The organism is Rhodanobacter sp. FDAARGOS 1247 (assembly GCF_016889805.1).
Taxonomy (GTDB): Bacteria; Pseudomonadota; Gammaproteobacteria; order Xanthomonadales; family Rhodanobacteraceae; genus Rhodanobacter.
This window is the reverse complement of record NZ_CP069535.1, coordinates 3289932-3308292: the sequence shown is the minus strand read 5'-3', so window position 1 is coordinate 3308292 and position 18361 is coordinate 3289932. Positions and strand designations below refer to the sequence as shown.

19 protein-coding genes are annotated in these 18361 nt (G+C 66.3%); 14 read left to right on the top strand and 5 right to left on the bottom strand.

The genetic code is table 11. The features are described 5' to 3' along the window. Nucleotides 1-93: 93 nt before the first annotated feature. From hemN to tpx, 8 genes are all read left to right on the top strand, one after another. Nucleotides 94-1494, top strand: a complete 1401-nt coding sequence (hemN, locus tag I6J77_RS15035; RefSeq protein ID WP_056766686.1) for an oxygen-independent coproporphyrinogen III oxidase — start codon at nt 94-96, stop codon at nt 1492-1494. Between the two features lie 39 nt (nt 1495-1533). Further along, nucleotides 1534-2304, top strand: coding sequence for a helix-turn-helix domain-containing protein (locus tag I6J77_RS15030; protein ID WP_056766688.1), 771 nt, complete (start codon nt 1534-1536; stop codon nt 2302-2304). Between the two features lie 149 nt (nt 2305-2453). Then, nucleotides 2454-3704: an NnrS family protein gene (locus I6J77_RS15025; RefSeq protein WP_204109633.1), complete on the top strand. Its 1251-nt coding sequence runs from the start codon at nt 2454-2456 to the stop codon at nt 3702-3704. A 115-nt stretch (nt 3705-3819) separates the two neighbouring features. After that, nucleotides 3820-5331 (top strand): copper-containing nitrite reductase, encoded by a 1512-nt coding sequence (gene nirK, locus I6J77_RS15020; RefSeq protein WP_204109632.1) that lies wholly within the window; start codon nt 3820-3822, stop codon nt 5329-5331. 1 nt (nt 5332) lies between these two features. Beyond that, nucleotides 5333-6094, top strand: a complete 762-nt coding sequence (locus I6J77_RS15015; RefSeq protein ID WP_056766692.1) for a formylglycine-generating enzyme family protein — start codon at nt 5333-5335, stop codon at nt 6092-6094. 10 nt (nt 6095-6104) lie between these two features. Continuing rightward, nucleotides 6105-6680 carry an SCO family protein gene (locus I6J77_RS15010; protein WP_204109631.1) on the top strand — a complete coding sequence of 192 codons (576 nt, stop codon included), beginning with the start codon at nt 6105-6107 and terminating at the stop codon, nt 6678-6680. A gap of 88 nt (nt 6681-6768) precedes the next feature. Beyond that, entirely contained in the window at nt 6769-7206 is a 438-nt protein-coding gene (locus tag I6J77_RS15005; RefSeq protein WP_204109630.1) for a CopD family copper resistance protein, read from the top strand. Between the two features lie 26 nt (nt 7207-7232). Then, nucleotides 7233-7733: a thiol peroxidase gene (gene tpx, locus I6J77_RS15000; RefSeq protein WP_204109629.1), complete on the top strand. Its 501-nt coding sequence runs from the start codon at nt 7233-7235 to the stop codon at nt 7731-7733. A 34-nt stretch (nt 7734-7767) separates the two neighbouring features. On the opposite strand, the gene I6J77_RS14995 is transcribed toward tpx, so the two are convergent. Continuing rightward, nucleotides 7768-8178 (bottom strand): group III truncated hemoglobin, encoded by a 411-nt coding sequence (locus tag I6J77_RS14995; protein ID WP_204111511.1) that lies wholly within the window; start codon nt 8176-8178, stop codon nt 7768-7770. Between the two features lie 101 nt (nt 8179-8279). Then, complete coding sequence (gene azu, locus I6J77_RS14990) at nt 8280-8726, bottom strand: azurin (protein ID WP_204111510.1); 447 nt, start codon at nt 8724-8726, stop codon at nt 8280-8282. Between the two features lie 143 nt (nt 8727-8869). Here azu and fdxA point away from each other — a divergent pair, with 143 nt between their 5' ends. Next, nucleotides 8870-9202 carry a ferredoxin FdxA gene (fdxA, locus tag I6J77_RS14985; RefSeq protein WP_204109628.1) on the top strand — a complete coding sequence of 111 codons (333 nt, stop codon included), beginning with the start codon at nt 8870-8872 and terminating at the stop codon, nt 9200-9202. Nucleotides 9203-9324: 122 nt separating this feature from the next. Here the strand turns inward: fdxA and gap are convergent, their stop codons facing one another. Next, nucleotides 9325-10326: a type I glyceraldehyde-3-phosphate dehydrogenase gene (gene gap, locus I6J77_RS14980; RefSeq protein WP_204109627.1), complete on the bottom strand. Its 1002-nt coding sequence runs from the start codon at nt 10324-10326 to the stop codon at nt 9325-9327. A 221-nt stretch (nt 10327-10547) separates the two neighbouring features. Here gap and I6J77_RS14975 point away from each other — a divergent pair, with 221 nt between their 5' ends. The 4 genes from I6J77_RS14975 to I6J77_RS14960 all read left to right on the top strand — a co-directional run bounded on the left by I6J77_RS14975 (nt 10548) and on the right by I6J77_RS14960 (nt 14598). After that, a complete protein-coding gene (locus I6J77_RS14975) occupies nt 10548-11360 on the top strand; it encodes a S1/P1 nuclease (protein ID WP_204109626.1) in 813 nt (270 codons plus the stop codon). A 79-nt stretch (nt 11361-11439) separates the two neighbouring features. Further along, on the top strand, nt 11440-12909 hold the full coding sequence (gene pyk, locus I6J77_RS14970) for a pyruvate kinase (protein ID WP_204109625.1): 1470 nt from the start codon (nt 11440-11442) through the stop codon (nt 12907-12909). A 94-nt stretch (nt 12910-13003) separates the two neighbouring features. Further along, nucleotides 13004-13450 carry an energy transducer TonB gene (locus I6J77_RS14965; RefSeq protein ID WP_204109624.1) on the top strand — a complete coding sequence of 149 codons (447 nt, stop codon included), beginning with the start codon at nt 13004-13006 and terminating at the stop codon, nt 13448-13450. A 143-nt stretch (nt 13451-13593) separates the two neighbouring features. Then, nucleotides 13594-14598 carry a class I fructose-bisphosphate aldolase gene (locus I6J77_RS14960; RefSeq protein ID WP_204109623.1) on the top strand — a complete coding sequence of 335 codons (1005 nt, stop codon included), beginning with the start codon at nt 13594-13596 and terminating at the stop codon, nt 14596-14598. A gap of 103 nt (nt 14599-14701) precedes the next feature. Here I6J77_RS14960 and I6J77_RS14955 read toward each other — a convergent pair whose 3' ends face one another. Both I6J77_RS14955 and I6J77_RS14950 read right to left on the bottom strand, forming a co-directional pair. Beyond that, the gene (locus I6J77_RS14955) at nt 14702-15301 is read right to left on the bottom strand and encodes a porin family protein (RefSeq protein WP_204109622.1); all 600 of its coding nucleotides are present in this window, start codon (nt 15299-15301) and stop codon (nt 14702-14704) included. Nucleotides 15302-15476: 175 nt separating this feature from the next. Then, complete coding sequence (locus tag I6J77_RS14950; RefSeq protein WP_204109621.1) at nt 15477-16124, bottom strand: outer membrane protein; 648 nt, start codon at nt 16122-16124, stop codon at nt 15477-15479. 223 nt (nt 16125-16347) lie between these two features. Between I6J77_RS14950 and tkt the strand changes: the two genes are divergently transcribed. Beyond that, nucleotides 16348-18357: a transketolase gene (gene tkt, locus I6J77_RS14945; protein WP_204109620.1), complete on the top strand. Its 2010-nt coding sequence runs from the start codon at nt 16348-16350 to the stop codon at nt 18355-18357. The last annotated feature ends 4 nt before the right edge of the window (nt 18358-18361 follow it).

Sequence of the window (18361 nt, the reverse complement as noted above, 5' to 3'; positions counted from 1 at the left end):
GCGCGGAGGGGCGGCTGCGGCGTGGCGTCGCGGCCGATGGCCTAATTGATCCGGATCAAGGCAGCCGGATCGGAGCGGGGACAGACTCGCTCCATGGCCATTCCCATAAGCACTCCCGAATTCGACCCGGCGCTGATCGCCCGCTACGACGTGGCCGGTCCGCGCTACACCAGCTACCCGACCGCACCGCAGTTCAAGGCCGGCTTCGACGAGACGGTGCTGCGCGGCGTGATCCGGGCCTCCAACGAGGAGCCGATCCCGCGGCCCTTGTCGCTCTACGTGCACGTGCCGTTCTGCATGAGCCCGTGCTTCTACTGCGGCTGCAACCGGGTGATCACCCGCGACGTGACCCAGGCCGATCGCTACCTCGAACGGCTGTATCGCGAGATCGAACTGATCGCGCCATTGTTCGACCGCGATCGCCCGGTGCGCCAGCTGCACTTCGGTGGCGGCACGCCGAACTTCCTCGATACCGCGCACATGAGCGAGCTGCTGGAGTCGCTGGCGCGGCATTTCAGCTTCAGCCACGAGGCGGAGCGCGAATACGGCATCGAGATCGATCCGCGCTTCGCCGACGGCGACTACATCCGCAACCTGGGCGCCCTGGGCTTCAACCGGATCTCGGTCGGCATCCAGGATTTCGACCCGGTGGTGCAGCAGGCGGTCAACCGCATCCAGAGTTTCGAGCAGACCCGCGAGGTGCTGGACGCGGCGCGCGAGTCGTCGTTCCGTTCCACCAGCGTCGACCTGATCTATGGCCTGCCGTTCCAGACCGTGGCCGGCTTCAGCCGCACGCTCGACCAGATCGTGGCGCTCAACCCCGACCGCGTGGCGGTCTACGGTTACGCGCACCTGCCGGAGATGTTCAAGGCGCAGCGGCAGATCGACGCCGCCGACCTGCCCGATGCCGCCACCCGGCTGGCGCTGTTCGGCCGTGCGCTGGAGCACCTGTCCGCCGCCGGCTACGTCTACGTCGGCATGGACCACTTCGCCAAGGCCAGCGACGAGCTGGTGCTGGCGCAGCGCGCGGGCACGCTGCAGCGCAATTTCCAGGGTTACTCGACCCATGGCGACTGCGACATCGTGGGCCTGGGCGTCAGTGCGATCGGCCGCATCGGCGACAGCTACACGCAGAATGCGCGTGACCTGGTCGGCTATTACGCAGCGCTGGATGCCGGCCGCCTGCCGCTGATGCGCGGATTGCAACTGGACGAAGACGACCTGATCCGGCGCGAGCTGATCAACGAACTGATGTGCCACGGCGTGCTGGACAAGCACGGCTTCGGCGCGCGCCACCGGCTGGTGTTCGACGAATATTTCATGCGTGAACGCCAGCGGCTGCAGGCGCTGGTGGCCGATGGCCTGGTGCTGGAGAGTGACCGCGAAATCCGGGTCACCTCGCGGGGACGGTTGCTGTTGCGTATCATCGCGATGTGCTTCGACGCCTATCTGGACGAAGCGGCGCAGGCACCGCGTTTTTCGCGCGTGATCTGATCGACGACGACGCAGCCCCAACCCGGCCTCATCACAATCATGCAATTCAAGCCCACGCCAGGTCGGCCAGGTCGCCTGCCCGAGCCGCGTAGCCCGATTGCCGACGACGGCGATGAAACGCGCTTCTGCGGTACCTGCGCGTTTTCCAGCGCGTGCATCGCCGCCGGCTACGACAAGCCCGAGCTGGCCGAGCTGCAATGCCTGGTCGAACACGTCGGGCCGTTCCGCGTCGGCGAGCACATCTTCCGTACCGGCGATCCGTTCCGGGCGATCTTCGCGGTGCGTTCGGGCACGGTGAAGACGCGCATGGTCGACAAGGAAGGCCGCGAGCAGGTGCTGGGCTTCTATCTGCCGGGCGAGGTGATCGGCCTCAACGCGATCTATCCCGAGCATTTCCCGTGCGACGCGGTGGCGCTGGACACGGCGTACTTCTGCCGTTTCTCGTTCCCCGCGATGAGCGCGCTGGCCTCGCGCGTGCCGGCCGTGCAGCAGCACCTGTTCCGCATGCTGAGCAAGGAACTGGGCACGGCCAGCCTGCTGGCCGGCGACCACAGCGCCGACGAGCGCGTCGCCGCCTTCCTGCTGGACCTGGGCAACCGCTACGCGGTGCGGGGATTCTCCGGCAGCCAGTTCCACCTCAGCATGTCGCGTGGCGACATCGCCAACTACCTGCGGCTGGCCGCGGAAACCGTCAGCCGCGTGCTCAGCCGCTTCCGCGCGCAGAAGCTGATCGCGATCGAGGGACGCGAGCTGGAGCTGCTGAATGTGGCGGCGCTGCGCAAGATCGGCGAAGCCCTGCTGCCGGATTGAGCTCGAGCGGGGTGCCGTCCGGGCATTGCCGGACCCGATGATTCGCTGAAGCGCCGGCCATGCCGCGGGGCGTGGTTGATGCATGTCATGGTTGCCGGCGAAGGCGCTGTGGCAGCATGGCGAATCATTCGCATTCGTGTGGACTCGCCATGTCTGATTCGCCATCCGCCGGCAACACGCCGCCGGCGTTCGCCGAAGCCGCCCGCCTGCTGGCCTCCGCCCCGCATCGGCCGCTGTTCCTGGCCGGCACCGTCGCGGTGCTGCTGAGCATGGCGTGGTGGGCGGTGGAGCTGACCTGGATGCGCTTCGGCCTGGCCGGCTGGCCGCAGCCCACGATTCCGCCGGGCTGGGCGCACGCGATGCTGATCCAGTACGGCCTGTTTCCGCTGTTCATGTTCGGCTTCCTGATGACCACGTTTCCCAAGTGGCTGGGCCGCCCCGAGCTGCCGCGCACGCGCTTCCTGCCGGTCGCCGGCGGCGTCTTCGGCGGTTACGTGCTGGCGAATGCGGGGTTGCTCGACCTGGCGTGGCTGCTCAAGCTGGGCATCGCGGTGATGCTGGCGGGCTATCTGATCGGTGTGGTGACGCTGGCCGGGGTGTTGCGTGCTTCGGTGGCCGAGCGCAAGGGTCACGCGCGTTCCTGCCTGGCGGCGCTGTGCCTGGGCGCGCTGGGGCTGGCGATCTTCCTGGCCTACCTGTTCGGCGCGCCGGCGGAGTGCGCGCTGCTGGCGATCAAGCTGGGCACCTTCGGCCTGCTGCTGCCGATCTATTTCTCGGTGATGCACCGCATGCTGCCGTTCTTCACCGGCAACATGGTGAAGGGGTACGAGGTGATCCGGCCGGACTGGAGCATGCCGGTGGTGTGGGCGCTGTTGCTGGCGCATCTGCTGCTGGACTGGCGTGGCGTGCTCGACTGGCTGTGGGTCGTCGACATCCCGCTGGCGCTGGTGTTTGCCTGGCACTCGCTGCGCTGGCAGCCGTGGAAGGCGATGCGCCCGGGCATCCTGGCGGTGTTGCACCTGGCGTTTGCCTGGTTGCCGGTGGCGTTCGCGCTGTTCGCCATCCAGGACGTGGTGCATGCCTTGAGCGGCCAGCTGATCCTGGGCCGCGCCCCGCTGCATGCGCTGGGCATCGGTTTCTTCGGCTCGATGCTGGTGGCGATGGTCACCCGGGTCACCCAGGGCCACTCCGGCCGGCCGATGCAGATGGGCAAGGTCGCGTGGCTGTGCTTCGCCCTGCTGCAGGTGGTGACCCTGCTGCGCATCCGTGCCGAACTGGGTGGCGATGTCTATCTGTGGCTGGTGATTGCCGCCTACGGCTGGTTGCTGGCTTTCCTGCCGTGGGTGCTGCGCTCGGCGTGGATCTACCTGACGCCGCGGGCGGACGGCAAGCCGGGTTGAGTGCATTGACAGGGTGACGCACCCCGGCGGAAAAGATTCGCCAATTGACTCACGTCACTTGGGTTTCCGTGAGATAGCCTAGGCTTGCAGTCGCAAGAACTCACGGAGAGCGTCCATGTCACGTCCAGGTCTATTCCTACTCGCCACGGCGGCGCTGTTCACGCTGGCGGCCTGCTCCGGCAAGCCGCAGGCCACGGCCGGGGCCAGTCCGGCCGCGGAGACCCCCGCTGCTTCGATTCACGGCGACTTCGGCCCGCCCCAGGGCGAGCCGATCCACGCGGTGCTGACCAGCCCGCCGCACGTGCCGCCACCGATCCATCGCAACCATCCGGCGAAGGTCATCGTCGAGCTGGAAGTGGTCGAGAAGGAGATGCCGATTTCCGAAGGCGTCAGCTACACCTTCTGGACCTTCGGCGGCACCGTGCCGGGCAGCTTCATCCGGGTGCGCCAGGGCGACACGGTGGAGTTCCACCTGAAGAACGCGCCGGACAGCAAGATGCCGCACAACATCGACCTGCACGGGGTGACCGGTCCGGGTGGCGGTGCGGCGTCCAGCTTCACCGCGCCGGGCCACGAATCACAGTTCACCTTCAAGGCGCTGAACCAGGGCATCTTCGTCTACCACTGCGCCACCGCGCCGGTGGGCATGCACATCGCCAACGGCATGTACGGGCTGATCCTGGTCGAGCCGCCGGAGGGCCTGAGCCCGGTCGACCACGAGTATTACGTGATGCAGGGCGACTTCTACACCACCGGCAAGTACCGGCAGAAGGGCCTGCAGCCGTTCGACATGGAGAAGGCGATCGACGAGCATCCGACCTATGTGCTGTTCAACGGCAAGGAAGGCGCGCTCACCGGCGACAACGCGCTGACCGCCAAGACCAACGAGACGGTGCGCCTGTTCGTGGGCAACGGCGGTCCGAACCTGGTGTCGAGCTTCCACGTGATCGGCGAGATCTTCGACAAGGTGCAACCCGAGGGCGGCACGGTGGCGCAGCACAACGTGCAGACCACGCTGATCCCGTCCGGCGGCGCGGCGATCGTGGAATTCCACACCGACGTGCCGGGCAGCTACGTGCTGGTCGACCACTCGATCTTCCGCGCCTTCAACAAGGGCGCGCTGGGCATCCTCAAGGTGGACGGTCCGGAAGACAAGTCGATCTACTCGGGCAAGGAAGTGGACGCGGTGTACCTGGGCGATCGCTCGGAGCCGAACCTGAAGGCGGTGACCACGGCGGCCAAGGCGCATGCGGCCGGCACGCTGACCAAGGAGGAGCAGATCGCCGCGGGCAAGCAGCTGTTCACCGGCACCTGTTCGGTCTGCCACCAGGCGAACGGCGAAGGCCTGGCCAACGTGTTCCCGCCGCTGGCGAAGTCGGACTTCTTGGCGGCCGATCCGAAGCGGGCGATGACCATCGTCACCCACGGCCTGACCGGCAAGATCACGGTGAACGGCCACGAGTACGACTCGGTGATGCCGCCGATGAGCCAGCTCAACGACGACGAGGTGGCCAACATCCTCACCTACGTGCTGAACAGCTGGGACAACCCGGGTGGCCAGATCAGCAAGGAAGAAGTGGCTAAGGCACGCGCAGAGGCACCCGCTGCGGCGGCCCCGGAGCACTGAGATGCGCGCAGGCCTGCTGTTCGTCCTGGGACTGATGCTGGCACTGCCGGCAGTGGCGGCGGATTACGTCGCCCTGCCGGGTGGGACCTTCACCAGCGTGCTGCCCGCCGACGGCAAGGCGGCGCCGGCGCAGGTGGCGCCATTCCGCCTGCGCACCGAACTGGTCACCAACGGCGAGTTCCTGGCCTTCGTGAAGAAGCATCCCGAGTGGCAACGCGACAAGGTGGCCAGCATCCTCGCCGATGCGCGCTACCTCACCCAGTGGGGCAGCGCCGACGCACTGGGTGACACGGCGTTGCCGCGTCAGCCGGTGACCCGGGTCAGCTGGTTTGCGGCGCAAGCCTATTGCGAGAGCGAAAACGCGCGCCTGCCCAGCTGGTACGAATGGGAATACGCGGCCGCGGCCGACGCCACCCGCCGCGACGCCCGCGCCGACCCGGCCTGGCGCGAAAGCATCCTGGGCTGGTACGCGCGGCCGTCCAACACGGCCCTGCCCGACGTGGGCGGCATCGCCAACGTCTATGGCGTGCGCGATATCAACGGGCTGGTGTGGGAGTGGGTGGACGACTTCAACGCCTTGATGGTCGCCAGCGACAGCCGCGAGCAGGGCGATCCGGACCTGCTGAAATTCTGCGGCGCGGGCGCGATCAGCCTGCAGGAGAAGGAAAACTACGCGGTGCTGATGCGCATTGCGATGCTGTCCGCGCTCAAGGCCGCCAACACCACCAACAACATGGGCTTCCGTTGCGCGAAGTCAGAATGAGGCATGCGCCATGAAACGTCTGTTGTCCCTGCTTGCGATGCTCCTGCTGCTCGGCAGCGCGCGGGCGGCCACGCCGCTGCCCGGCGATTCGGTCTACAACCTGTCGGTGCAGTTGACCGACCAGGACGGTCATCGGCAGAAGCTGGCCGAGCGGCGCGGCCGGCCGCAGCTGGTCACCATGTTCTACACCTCGTGCCAGATGGTCTGCCCGATGATCATCGACAGCATGCGGCTGACCCGCAATGCACTGGACCCGGCCACCCGTGCCCGGATCGACCTGCTGGCGGTGAGCTTCGACCCCGCCCGTGACGACGTGGCCACGCTGCGCAGCTACGCCGACAAGCGCAAGCTGGATTCGCGCATCTGGACCCTGGCCCGGGCCGAGCCCGCACAGGTGCGCCAGCTGTCCGGCGTGCTGGGCCTGCAGTATCGCCAGCTGCCGGACAAGGAATTCAACCACAGCAGCGAACTGATCTTGCTGGACAGCGACGGTCGCATCGCCGCGCGCACCACCCGCATCGGCAAGCTCGACCCGGCCTTCGTCGAGGCGATCCGCAAGCTGGTGGCTGCCACGCCGCAGGGTTGAGCGCAGGGCGGCAGCCCGGGTTGATCCATGTCAGCGCGACATGCGGCGGTCGCGCGCAGACTTGGGCGCATGCTTCCGGAGAGTGCGCATGAGTGCCTGGTATCCGTGGATCGTGCTGCTGCACCTGTCCTGCGCGATCGTGTTCGTCGGCGCGGTGACCTTCGAGGTGGTGGTGCTCGAAGCGCTGCACCGGCATTTCGACATCGCCACCATGCAGCGCATCGAGAAGGCCGTGATGGCGCGGGTGCGCCGGTTCATGCCGGTGGTGGTTATCCTGCTGTTCGTCAGCGGCGGCGTGTTGTTCGAGATCCGCTGCGGCGGACTGGAATGCGTCGGCAGCCGCTTCGGCAACTGGTTGCTGCTCAAGGTGCTGCTGGCGTTCGGCGTGCTCGGGGTATTCGTCAACGCGATGTGGGCGATGCGCAGCGGCAGGATGGATGTCTGCCGGTTCAGGCATACCCATCGCATCGTGCTGGGCTTGATGGTCGGCATCGTGTTCCTGGCCAAGACCATGTTCTACTTGTAGCCATCCATCCAGCAACGAGGTGCACGATGTCCGCAGTCACATTCAAGGGCCAGCCGATCAGCGTCGACGGCCAGTTTCCCGCGCCGGGTTCGACCGCGCCGGCCTTCAGCCTGGTCGGCGGCGACCTGTCCGACGTGACGCTGTCGAGCCATGCCGGCAAGCGCAAGGTGCTGAACATCTTTCCCAGCATCGACACCGGCGTGTGCGCCACCTCGGTGCGCCGCTTCAACGAGCTGGCTGGCCAGCTCGACAACACCGTGGTGCTGTGCATCTCCGCCGACCTGCCGTTCGCGCAGGCGCGCTTCTGCGGCGCCGAAGGACTGGACAAGGTGATCAACCTGTCGCTGATGCGCGGCCGCCAGTTCCTCAACGACTACGGCGTGGCGATCGCCAGCGGCCCGTTGGCGGGATTGGCCGCGCGCGCGGTGGTGGTGCTGGACGAACACGACAAGGTCATCCACGCCGAGCTGGTCAGCGAGATCGGCCACGAACCGGACTATGACGCGGCGTTGAAAGTGCTGGCCTGATCGCGACTATTGTAGGAGCGCACCCTGTGCGCTCCTACGGGCGCTCGATGCCGACGATCGGCACGCCGAACGGCTGGGCCTGCGGATGGAGACCCAGTCCGTATTTCAGGCTGCGACCGATACGCTCGGCGTATTCCAGCATCGTGGCGGCCGCGGTTTCGTCCAGTTCTTCCGCGCAGGTTTCGCGCCACAGCGCCAGCCAGCGGTCGAAGTGTTCGGCGCGGATCGGGTGGGACCGGTGTGCGCCCATCGGGTTGCCGCGATAGCTGCCGGCGCGCAGCGCCACCGAGGCCCAGAACGAGGTGAGCAGGCGCTTGTGCTCGTCCCAGTCATGCACGGCAGCGTTGAAGATCGGGCCGATCTGCGCATCGCGCCGCACCTTCTCGTAGAAGTGGTCGACCAGCCTGGCCAGGGCGGTTTCATCGAGGGGTGACTGCGGGTTCATGCGGGACATGGTAGATCCGTGCGTGGAGCGCTGCGTGATGCCGGCACCAACAAAAAACGCACCCGGCCATGGCGGCCGGATGCGTCGCTGGTCCAAGGAGCTTACTGGCCCAGGCTCAAGGTGCCCTTCATCAGCGCGGCATGGCCGGGGAAGGTGCAGAAGAACGCGTACTGCTCGCCGGCCTTCAACTTGGCCACGTCGATCGTGGCGACATCGGATTCGCCGCCGCCGATCAGCCTGGTGTGCGCGATGATGCGCGCGTCACCCGGCTTCTCGTAGCTGCTGCCCGCGCCGGCCTTCATGCCGTCGGAAATCACGCCTGCTTCGTCGCTGGCGTGCGACAGCACCCAGTTGTGCCCCATCGCGGTGGCCGGCAGCTTGCCGGTGTGCTTCAGGGTGACCTTGAACGACTTGCAGGTCTTGGGTACGGTGATCGTCTTGGTGTTGAACTGCATGGCGTCGTTGGCCTCGACCGTGGTCGCGCATTCGGCGGCCATCAGCGGAGTGGAAAGCAGGCCGAGCAGGGCAATGGCCATCAGTTTGCGCATCATGGGTTGCTCCTTGGGGAAGTTGGGGATCGAGTGAATTCTGCGATGGTGGGGCGTCATCGGCACTGACCTGGATCATGGCTTTCGCACTATCCGTCCCGGACACTCCAGCGACACACCGGCAGGCGTCGGAAGGAGGCAAGATGACGCACGTCGTCACCGAAAACTGCATCAACTGCAAGCACACCGATTGCGTCGAGGTGTGTCCGGTGGACTGCTTCCACGCCGGTCCCAATTTCCTGGTGATCGACCCCGACGAATGCATCGACTGCACGCTGTGCGTGGAGGAGTGCCCGGTCGGCGCGATCTTCCCCGAGCTCGACGTGCCGGCGGGCCAGGAGATCTTCATGTCGATCAACGCCGAGCTGGCGCGCGAATGGCCGGTGCTGACCAGCAAGATTCCGGCGATGGAGGATGCAGCGAAGTGGGACGGCGTGCCGGACAAGCTGCCGCTGCTGCGGAGAAGCGAGGAGTGAGTGGAGAGGAGTGAGAAACGGGAGAAAAGGCTCTTTCTCACTTCCCGCTCATCTCCACTGACTCCTCGTTCCACGAAAAAGCCGGGCAATGCCCGGCTTTTTCGTGTGGCGATGGCCTTCGCTTACGCGGCGATGACGCGCACCATTTCCAGGCACTTGTTCGAGTAGCCCCACTCGTTGTCGTACCAGCTGACCAGCTTGACGAAGGTGCTGTCCAGCGCGATGCCGGCGTCGGCGTCGAACACCGAGGTGCAGGTTTCGCCGCGGAAGTCGGTGGCCACGACCTTGTCTTCGGTATAGCCGAGGATGCCTTTCAGCGCGCCTTCCGACTGTGCCTTCATCTCGGCGCAGATCTCGGCGTAGCTGGCGTCCTTTTCCAGCTCGACGGTGAGGTCGACCACCGAGACGTCCGAGGTCGGCACGCGGAAGCTCATGCCGGTGAGCTTCTTGTTGAGCTCGGGGATCACCACGCCGACCGCCTTGGCCGCGCCGGTGGAGGACGGGATGATGTTTTCCAGGATGCCGCGGCCGCCGCGCCAGTCCTTGTTGCTCGGGCCGTCGACGGTCTTCTGGGTGGCGGTGGCCGCGTGCACGGTGGTCATCAGGCCGCGCTTGATGCCCCACTTGTCGTTGAGCACCTTGGCGATCGGCGCCAGGCAGTTGGTGGTGCAGCTGGCGTTGGAGATGATCGCCTCGCCCTTGTAGGTCTTGTCGTTGACGCCGTAGACGAACATCGGCGTGTCGTCCTTGGACGGCGCGGACAGGATCACCTTCTTCGCGCCCGCGTCGATGTGCTTCTGCGCGGTTTCCTTGGTCAGGAACAGGCCGGTGGACTCGATCACCACGTCGGCGTTCACTTCATTCCACTTCAGGTTGGCCGGGTCGCGTTCCTGGGTCAGGCGGATGGTCTTGCCGTTGATCACCAACTGACCGTCCACGATCTTCACGTCGCCCTTGAAGCGGCCGTGCACGGAGTCGTAGCTCAGCATGTAGGCAAGGTAGTCCGGCTCCAGCAGGTCGTTGATCGCCACGATCTCGATATCGTTGCCGAAGTTCTGCACGGCAGAGCGCAGCACGTTGCGACCGATGCGGCCGAAGCCGTTGATGCCGACCTTGATGGTCATGAGTGAACGTCCTCCTTAGGGGATGGCAGGCAAGGCCGCGGCAGCGGCCGGGAAACGGCCATTTTACAGCCAATCCGCCCGGGTTGCCCGACCGCCGCGGCAGGCCGGGCGAAGCCGGATGGCATGGCACCGGCCGCCGCCGTGCACGGGGCACGGCGAGCGGCAAAAAGCCGCAGCCGTCTGTGGCATGCTGCGGACATCATTCCGCTGGATCAACCGCCATGAGTTTCACCCGCCGCGCCGCCGTCCTGCTGGCCTGTCTCGTCATCGCGCCGGCGCAGGCATGGGGGCCGCTGGGGCACAGCGTGGTGGCCGAACTGGCGCAGCGCCATCTGAGTCCCGCCGCCGAAGCCGAGGTCGTGCGCCTGCTGGCGCCGGAGCACACGAGCTCGCTGGCCGACGTCGCCAACTGGCCGGACCAGATGCAGGACGATCCGGCGATGGCGGCCTTGTGGAAGCAGACTCGCGGCCAGCACTACATCAACTTCCGCGGCGGCAGCGCCTGCGACTACGTGCCGCCGCGCGATTGCCGCAAAGGCAATTGCGTGGTGTCGGCCCTGCAGTATTACGTCGGCGTGCTGGGCGACCGCAGCCAGAGCGACAAGGCGCGGCGCAACGCGCTGAAATTCGTGGTGCATTTTGTCGGCGACATCCACCAGCCGCTGCATGCCGGCTATCGCGACGACAAGGGTGGCAACACCTTCCAGGTGCAGTTCGAGGGCAAGGGCAGCAACCTGCACAAGGTGTGGGATTCGAGCATGCTCTACAGCCGCGACCTGGACTGGCAGCAGTACGCGCAACGGCTGGATTCCGCCGTGCCGGTCGCGCTGCCCGCGCCGATCGCCCCGCTGGACAACCCCTACGCCCAGTGGGCAGAGGAATCCTGCCGGATGACCGCCGAGCCGGGTTTCTATCCGTCCGGGCATGCAATCGACAAGGCCTACGTCAGGGCCGAGCTGCCCGAGGCGGAGCTGCGCCTGCGCCAGGCCGGCCGTCGGCTGGCGGCGGTACTGAACCTCGCCCTGGGCAAATAGCCGTCCGTCCGCGTCACCGTTTTCATGCATACGAATGCATGGGGGTGGCGCGCTGCCATTCATCTGCTAGCCTCGACTCATGAACGAGAATCCGCTGCGTCGTACCAAGATCGTCGCCACCCTGGGCCCCGCCACCGACGCGCCGGGCATGCTGGCGCGGATCATCGCCGAAGGCGTCAACGTGGTTCGCCTGAATCTCTCGCACGGCCAGCCCGACGATCATCGGGCGCGTGCCAATGCGGTGCGTGCCGCGGCCAGCGAAGCCGGTTGCGAGGTGGGCATCCTGGCCGACCTGCAAGGTCCGAAGATCCGCATCGAGACGTTCGCCAACGGGCCGGTGGAGCTGGCCGACGGCGCGCCCTTCGTGCTGGATTGCCGGCCCGACGCGCCGCCCGGCGACGCCTCGCGCGTGGGCGTGAGTTATTACGGCCTGCCCGGCGACGTGCAGGCCGGCGACGTGCTGCTGCTGGACGACGGGCTCGTCGCGCTGACCGTGCTGGACGTGGTCGGCGCCGAGGTGCGTTGCCGGGTGCTGATCGGCGGCAGGCTGTCCAACCGCAAGGGACTCAACCGCCAGGGCGGCGGACTCTCGGTGACGGCGCTGTCGGACAAGGACAAGTCCGACATCAAGCTGGCCGCCGAGATCGGCGCGGATTTCCTGGCCATCTCCTTCGTCCGTTCGGCCGAGGACATGCACCAGGCGCGGCGCCTGCTGCACGAGGCCGGCGGCAACGCCGCGCTGGTGGCGAAGATCGAGCGCGCCGATGCGATCCCCGTGCTGGGCGAAATCATCGACGCGTCCGACGTGGTGATGGTGGCGCGCGGCGACCTGGGCGTGGAGATCGGCGACGCCGAACTGCCCGGCCTGCAGAAGAAGATCATCCGCGAGTCGGTGCAGCGCAACCGCGCGGTGATCACCGCCACCCAGATGCTGCAGTCGATGGTGCGCTCGCCGATCCCGACCCGCGCCGAAGTGCTCGACGTGGCGAACGCGGTGATCGACGGCACCGACGCGGTGATGCTGTCGGAGGAAACTGCCGCCGGTGCGCATCCGGACAAGGCGGTGGCCGCGATGCGCCGGATCTGCCTGGGCGCCGAACGCCAGTTCGAGCCGAAGGAGGACCTGACCGCCACCGGCCACATGCTCGATCGCACCGACCAGGCGATCGCGCTGGCCGCGATGATGCTGGCCAGCCAGCTCGACGTGCGGGCGATCGTGGCGCTGACCGAATCCGGCGCCACCGCGCAATGGCTGTCGCGCTACGGCAGCGCCGTACCCATCTTTGCCCTGTCGCCGATGGCCGGTTCGCGTCGGCGCATGCTGCTGTTGCGCGACGTGCAGCCGGTGGCGTTCTCCCACGAGGGCCTGACCTCGGTCGCCACCGCACGCTCGGCCGTGCAGCAGTTGTTCGCCGAAGGTCGCCTGCAGGAAGGCGATCGTGTGGTGCTGACCCAAGGCGACCACGTCGGCCAGGGCGGCGGCACCAATACGCTGAAGCTGCTTTCGGTCGGCAGCGACGGCATGGTGGAGTGCCTGCGCGACCTGTAATGCTGACGGCCTGCTGTCTGGCCGGGTCGTGCTGACTGTCGCTGAACAAGCGGTCGACTAAACTTGAACTGCCCACCCGTGCTGGAGAAACGCCATGAAGACCATTTTCCGCCCATTGCGCCAAGGACTGTTGCTTGCATTGGCGCTTGGCGTCGTCGCCCCGGTATTCGCCCAGGGCCAGGCGCGCAAGATCGACCAGCAGGACCTCTATCGCTACTGGATCCTGCTCAACACCCAGGTGCAGATGGATGTGCCCAATACGGGACTGAACCTGGACAAGCCCGGTTGTGCGGCGGTGACGTATACGGTCGGTTCGGACGGCGTGCCGATGAACGTGCAGGTGGCCAAGGTGGTGCCCAAGAGCGACCTGGGGCCGGTGGCGCGCAGCGCGGTTTCCAACTTCCGCTACGGTCCGTCGCTGAGCAACCGCATCGGTGAGCCGGTGGCCACCTATTACGTCGTGCCGTTCAACGCGCCCAAGGACCCGGCCCAGCGCCAACAGCTGATGGATGCCTGCAAGCTCCCTGGCTACACGCCCTGAGGCGGTCGCGGGCCGCCGCGGGGCGGCCCGGCGCGCCCGCCGGTGAATCTGGCCTATAATTGCCGTTTTGAACCATGCCGCTTCGTCTTCGAGGCGGCTTCAACCATGTGCGGGCGTGAAGCCGGCCGCACCACGGAGTCGTCATGAGTATTGAAGATCTCGAAAGCATCGCCCTGGCGATGGTCGCGCCCGGCAAGGGCATCATCGCCATCGACGAGTCGACCAACACCATCAAGAAGCGTTTCGAGGCCGTCGGCATCGAGAACACCGAGGAAAACCGCCGCGCCTACCGTGAGCTGCTGCTGACCACGCCGGGCCTGAACGAGCACATCTCCGGCGCGATCCTGTACGACGAGACGATCCGCCAGTCGACCAAGGACGGCGTGCCGTTCACCCAGGTCATGAAGAAGCTGGGCATCATCCCCGGCATCAAGGTCGACAAGGGCCCGCAGCCGCTGGCCGGCTTCCCCGGCGATGTCGTCACCGAAGGCCTCGACGGCCTGCGTGAACGCCTGCAGGAATACGCCAGGCTCGGCGCGCAGTTCGCCAAGTGGCGCGCGGTGATCAACATCACCGAAGAGAACCCCAGCTCCACCGCGATCGAGGCGAACTGCCACGTGCTGGCACGCTATGCGGCGTTGTGCCAGGAAGCGGGCCTGGTGCCGATGGTCGAGCCCGAAGTGATCATGGACGGCGACCACAGCATCGAAGTCAGCTACGAAGTGCATGAGGCCGTGCTGCGCAGCCTGTTCAACGCGCTGTACGAGCAGAACGTGATGCTGGAAGGCACCATCCTGAAGATCAGCATGGTCATCCCGGGCAAGGACTCGGACGAGCAGGTCGACGTCGAGGAAGTGGCCGAGGCCACCGTGCGCGTGCTGAAGTCCACCGTGCCGGCCTCGCTGCCGGGCATCGTGTTCCTTTCCGGCGGCCAGACCGACGAGCAGTCCACCGCCCATCTGAACGCGATGAACCAGATCGGCCCGCATCCGTGGCCGCTGTCGTTCTCCTACGGTCGCGCCATGCAGCAGGCGGCGCTGAAGCTGTGGTCGAAGGACATGAAGGCGAACTACGCCGATGCCCAGAAGACCGTGCACGCCCGCGCCCGCGACAACGGCCTGGCGGCGCTGGGTCAGTGGAAGGGCTGAGGTTGAATTCCCGCGATCGTCGGTGATCGCGGGAAGTTGTACGCTGAAAAAAGAACGGGCGCCTCGCGGCGCCCGTTCTTTTTTACGTTGAGCCGACAACCGATCAGAAGCGATATTCGGCGCTGACCGAGACCATGTCGGTGCTGAGGTCCACGCGGTCCTTCTTCGCGTCGTAGTAGTCGTAGTTCAGGCCGACACTGACGTTGTTGCTGAAGTCGTAACCCACGCCGGCACCCGCGTACCAGCTGGTGTCGTCCAGGCCCTTGCGGACCGGGTTGGCGTCGTTGCTGAGGCCGTGGCCCTTCCAGCCGTAGATGCCGCCGCGGGCGCTGACGTACCAGTTCGGGGTGACGTTGAAGTGGCCGTTCACGCCGGCCGTCCAGCCGTGCAGCTGCGACTTGCCATCCTCGACTACCGGCTGGCTGTTGAAGATGTTCTTGGCGTGGATGTTGCCCAGATCGTTGTAACCGACCTCGGCGCCCAGCGCGACCGACGGGCTCACCGCCCAGCGGTAGCCACCGTTGATGCCATAGCCGGTGTCGTTGTCGTCATACGCACCATGGTTGATCGAGGTCTGGCCGACGTTGCCGTTGATGAACCAGCCGTCATTGTGCGTGGGCGCGCTCTGCGCCAACACGGCGGGGCCGGCGAACACGCCAGCGGTGGCCAGGGCGAGGGCAATCAGAGTCTTGTTCATTTTCATGGAGCTTCTCCAGTTTGTTGTCATGGCAGTCGGCCCGATGGGGGAGTGGCCGCTGCTGGTGGTGCGCTGTCCAAGGTGGTCGGCGACACGGAGACTTAGATGGGTCGGGTCGTAAAAGATTCAATACCGATTGGTTCAGTATTAAGCCGGCGTTAACGAAAACGGCTCGGACGGATCAGAAACGGTACTCGGCCGTCAGCGAAGCCGTGTCCGAGGTCAGGCCGACCCGATCCTTGTTGGCGCGGTAGTAGTCGTACGACAGGCCCAGGCTGAAATGCGGGCTGAAGTCGTAGCCCGTGCCCACGCCGGCATACCAGTCGACCTGGTCGAGGTCATGCCGGTTGATGTCCTGGTTGGCGTAGCCGTGGCCCTTCCAGCCATACACACCGGCCCGGCCGCTGACATACAGCCCCTGCCACACGTTGATCTTGCCGTTGACACCGGCGGTCCAGCCGCGCAGCGCGTTGCGGCGGTCGGTCAGGTTGACGTCGTCGCTGTTGAAGGCATTCTTCAGCTTGAAATTGCCCAGGTCGTTGTAGCCGACCTCCACGCCGAGGCCGACATCCGGGCCGACCTTCCAGCGGTAGCCGCCGTTGATGGCGTAGGTCGTCGGGTGGTCGTTGTAGGGGCCGACGCGCATGTGCGCCTGGCCGACACTGCCGTTGAGGAACCAGTTGCCGCTGCCGATCGGCTGGCCGGGCTGGAAGTTGCCGCTCGTGGCGGCTTCAGTCGTGCTGGCCGTGGACTGGGTGTCCTGGGCAAAGGCCGGAACCGTGCACAGTCCGGTGGTGGCGATGGCGAGTGCGAATAGATGCTTGTTCATGGGGAGTCCTCTTCTTTGATCCGGACCACGGCGCATTCAGCGGAACGCACGGGTCGGGCAGCGCTCGGGGATGGCGCTGCGGGCACATTGATAGTGGGTCGAGACTGAAGCTCGCCGAACCGTGGGGTGTCGGGGTTAAGCGGTGATTAATCGAAAAGCCGCAGACGACAGCGCACGGTCGATCGGCGACAATAGACGTTTTGCACCCGCCGGAGACTGCCCGATGACCACCCGCCGCGAACTCGCCAACGCCGTGCGAGCCCTTGCCATGGATGCCGTGGAAGCGGCCAAGTCCGGCCATCCGGGCATGCCGATGGGCATGGCCGATCTCGCCGAGGTGCTGTGGAACGATTTCCTGAAGTTCAATCCGGCCAACCCCAAGTGGTTCAACCGCGATCGCTTCGTGCTGTCCAACGGCCACGGCTCGATGCTGCAGTACGCGCTGCTGCACCTGACCGGCTTCGACCTGCCGATGGATCAGCTGAAGCGCTTCCGCCAGCTGCATTCGAAGACCGCCGGCCACCCGGAAGCCAGTGAAACGCCGGGAGTGGAAACCACCACCGGCCCGCTGGGCCAGGGCCTGGCCAACGCCGTCGGCTTCGCGCTGGCGGAGAAGGTGCTGGCGGCGCATTTCAACCGTGACGGCCACGAAGTAGTCGATCACCACACCTACGTCTTCCTCGGCGACGGCTGCCTGATGGAAGGCATCTCGCACGAAGTGGCCTCGCTGGCCGGCACCTGGCAGCTGGGCAAGCTGGTCGCGATCTACGACGACAACGGCATCTCCATCGACGGCGAAGTGCACGGCTGGTTCACCGACGACACGCCGGCGCGCTTTGAGGCCTATGGCTGGAACGTGATCCGCGGCATCGACGGGCACGACGCCGAGGCGATCAGGAAGGCGATTGCTGCCGCTACGGCGCAGCACGACAAGCCCACCCTGATCTGCGCCAAGACCATCATCGGTTTCGGCGCGCCGCACAAGCAGGGCAAGGAAGAAAGCCACGGCGCCCCGCTGGGCAAGGACGAGATCGCCGCCGCCCGCGAACAGCTGGGCTGGAAGTACGCTCCGTTCGAAATCCCGGCCGAGATCTACGCCGGCTGGGATCACAAAAAGTCAGGTAATGAAGCCGAGCAGGCCTGGAACGACGCGTTCGCGAAGTACGCCGCCGCGCATCCGGAGCTGGCCGCCGAGTTCAAGCGCCGCCTCGCCGGCGAGCTGCCCGCCGACTGGGCGGAAAAGTCGCAGGCGTATATCGCGAAGTTGCAGGCCGAAGGCCCGGAAGTGGCCTCGCGCAAGGCCTCGCAGATGACGCTGGACGCGTTCGGCCCGCTGCTGCCCGAACTGATCGGCGGCTCGGCCGACCTGGCCGGCTCCAACCTCACCAAGTGGAAGGGCAGCCTCGACGCCGCCACCGGCGACAGCGCGGGCGGCAAGGGCAACTACGTCTACTACGGCGTACGCGAGTTCGGCATGACCGCGATCGCCAACGGCGTGGCGCTGCACGGCGGCTTCATCCCGTACGACGCGACCTTCCTGGTGTTCTCCGACTATGCCCGCAATGCAGTGCGCATGAGCGCGCTGATTCCGGCGCACGCCATCCACGTCTACACGCACGACTCGATCGGCCTGGGCGAAGACGGTCCGACCCACCAGCCGGTCGAGCACATGGCCAGCCTGCGCTACATCCCGAACAACCAGCTGTGGCGTCCGTGCGACGCGGTGGAATCGGCTGCGTCGTGGAAGGCGGCGATCGAGCGCAAGGGCGCGCCGTCTTGCCTGATCTTCTCGCGGCAGAACCTCAAGCATCAGCAGCGCAGCGAGCAGCAGGTCGCCGACATCATGCGCGGCGGCTACGTGCTGTCCGATCCGCTGGACACCAAGTTCCAGGCCATCCTGATCGCCACCGGCTCGGAAGTGGAGCTGGCGATGGAAGCCGCGCGCGCGCTGGCCCAGCAGGGCGTGGCCGTGCGTGTGGTGTCGATGCCTTGCACCGAAGTGTTCGACGCGCAGCCGCTGGAATACCGCGAAGGCGTGCTGCCCGGTTGGTGCCGCGCCCGCGTGGCGGTGGAAGCGGCGACGGCCGACTTCTGGTGCAAGTACGTGGGCCTCGACGGCGAAGTCATCGGCATGACCACGTTCGGCGCCTCCGCACCGGCACCGCAGCTGTTCGAGCACTTCGGCTTCACCGTGGCGCACGTGATCGATGCGGTGAAGCGCGTCGTGCGCTGAGCGC

What these genes read in the sequence shown, in the direction of transcription:
- hemN (WP_056766686.1), top strand. Translation starts at nt 94, where the DNA reads ATGGCCATTCCCATAAGCACTCCCGAATTCGACCCGGCGCTGATCGCC.
- I6J77_RS15030 (WP_056766688.1), top strand. Translation starts at nt 1,534, where the DNA reads ATGCAATTCAAGCCCACGCCAGGTCGGCCAGGTCGCCTGCCCGAGCCG.
- I6J77_RS15025 (WP_204109633.1), top strand. Translation starts at nt 2,454, where the DNA reads ATGTCTGATTCGCCATCCGCCGGCAACACGCCGCCGGCGTTCGCCGAA.
- nirK (WP_204109632.1), top strand. Translation starts at nt 3,820, where the DNA reads ATGTCACGTCCAGGTCTATTCCTACTCGCCACGGCGGCGCTGTTCACG.
- I6J77_RS15015 (WP_056766692.1), top strand. Translation starts at nt 5,333, where the DNA reads ATGCGCGCAGGCCTGCTGTTCGTCCTGGGACTGATGCTGGCACTGCCG.
- I6J77_RS15010 (WP_204109631.1), top strand. Translation starts at nt 6,105, where the DNA reads ATGAAACGTCTGTTGTCCCTGCTTGCGATGCTCCTGCTGCTCGGCAGC.
- I6J77_RS15005 (WP_204109630.1), top strand. Translation starts at nt 6,769, where the DNA reads ATGAGTGCCTGGTATCCGTGGATCGTGCTGCTGCACCTGTCCTGCGCG.
- tpx (WP_204109629.1), top strand. Translation starts at nt 7,233, where the DNA reads ATGTCCGCAGTCACATTCAAGGGCCAGCCGATCAGCGTCGACGGCCAG.
- I6J77_RS14995 (WP_204111511.1), bottom strand. Translation starts at nt 8,178, where the DNA reads ATGAACCCGCAGTCACCCCTCGATGAAACCGCCCTGGCCAGGCTGGTC.
- azu (WP_204111510.1), bottom strand. Translation starts at nt 8,726, where the DNA reads ATGCGCAAACTGATGGCCATTGCCCTGCTCGGCCTGCTTTCCACTCCG.
- fdxA (WP_204109628.1), top strand. Translation starts at nt 8,870, where the DNA reads ATGACGCACGTCGTCACCGAAAACTGCATCAACTGCAAGCACACCGAT.
- gap (WP_204109627.1), bottom strand. Translation starts at nt 10,326, where the DNA reads ATGACCATCAAGGTCGGCATCAACGGCTTCGGCCGCATCGGTCGCAAC.
- I6J77_RS14975 (WP_204109626.1), top strand. Translation starts at nt 10,548, where the DNA reads ATGAGTTTCACCCGCCGCGCCGCCGTCCTGCTGGCCTGTCTCGTCATC.
- pyk (WP_204109625.1), top strand. Translation starts at nt 11,440, where the DNA reads ATGAACGAGAATCCGCTGCGTCGTACCAAGATCGTCGCCACCCTGGGC.
- I6J77_RS14965 (WP_204109624.1), top strand. Translation starts at nt 13,004, where the DNA reads ATGAAGACCATTTTCCGCCCATTGCGCCAAGGACTGTTGCTTGCATTG.
- I6J77_RS14960 (WP_204109623.1), top strand. Translation starts at nt 13,594, where the DNA reads ATGAGTATTGAAGATCTCGAAAGCATCGCCCTGGCGATGGTCGCGCCC.
- I6J77_RS14955 (WP_204109622.1), bottom strand. Translation starts at nt 15,301, where the DNA reads ATGAAAATGAACAAGACTCTGATTGCCCTCGCCCTGGCCACCGCTGGC.
- I6J77_RS14950 (WP_204109621.1), bottom strand. Translation starts at nt 16,124, where the DNA reads ATGAACAAGCATCTATTCGCACTCGCCATCGCCACCACCGGACTGTGC.
- tkt (WP_204109620.1), top strand. Translation starts at nt 16,348, where the DNA reads ATGACCACCCGCCGCGAACTCGCCAACGCCGTGCGAGCCCTTGCCATG.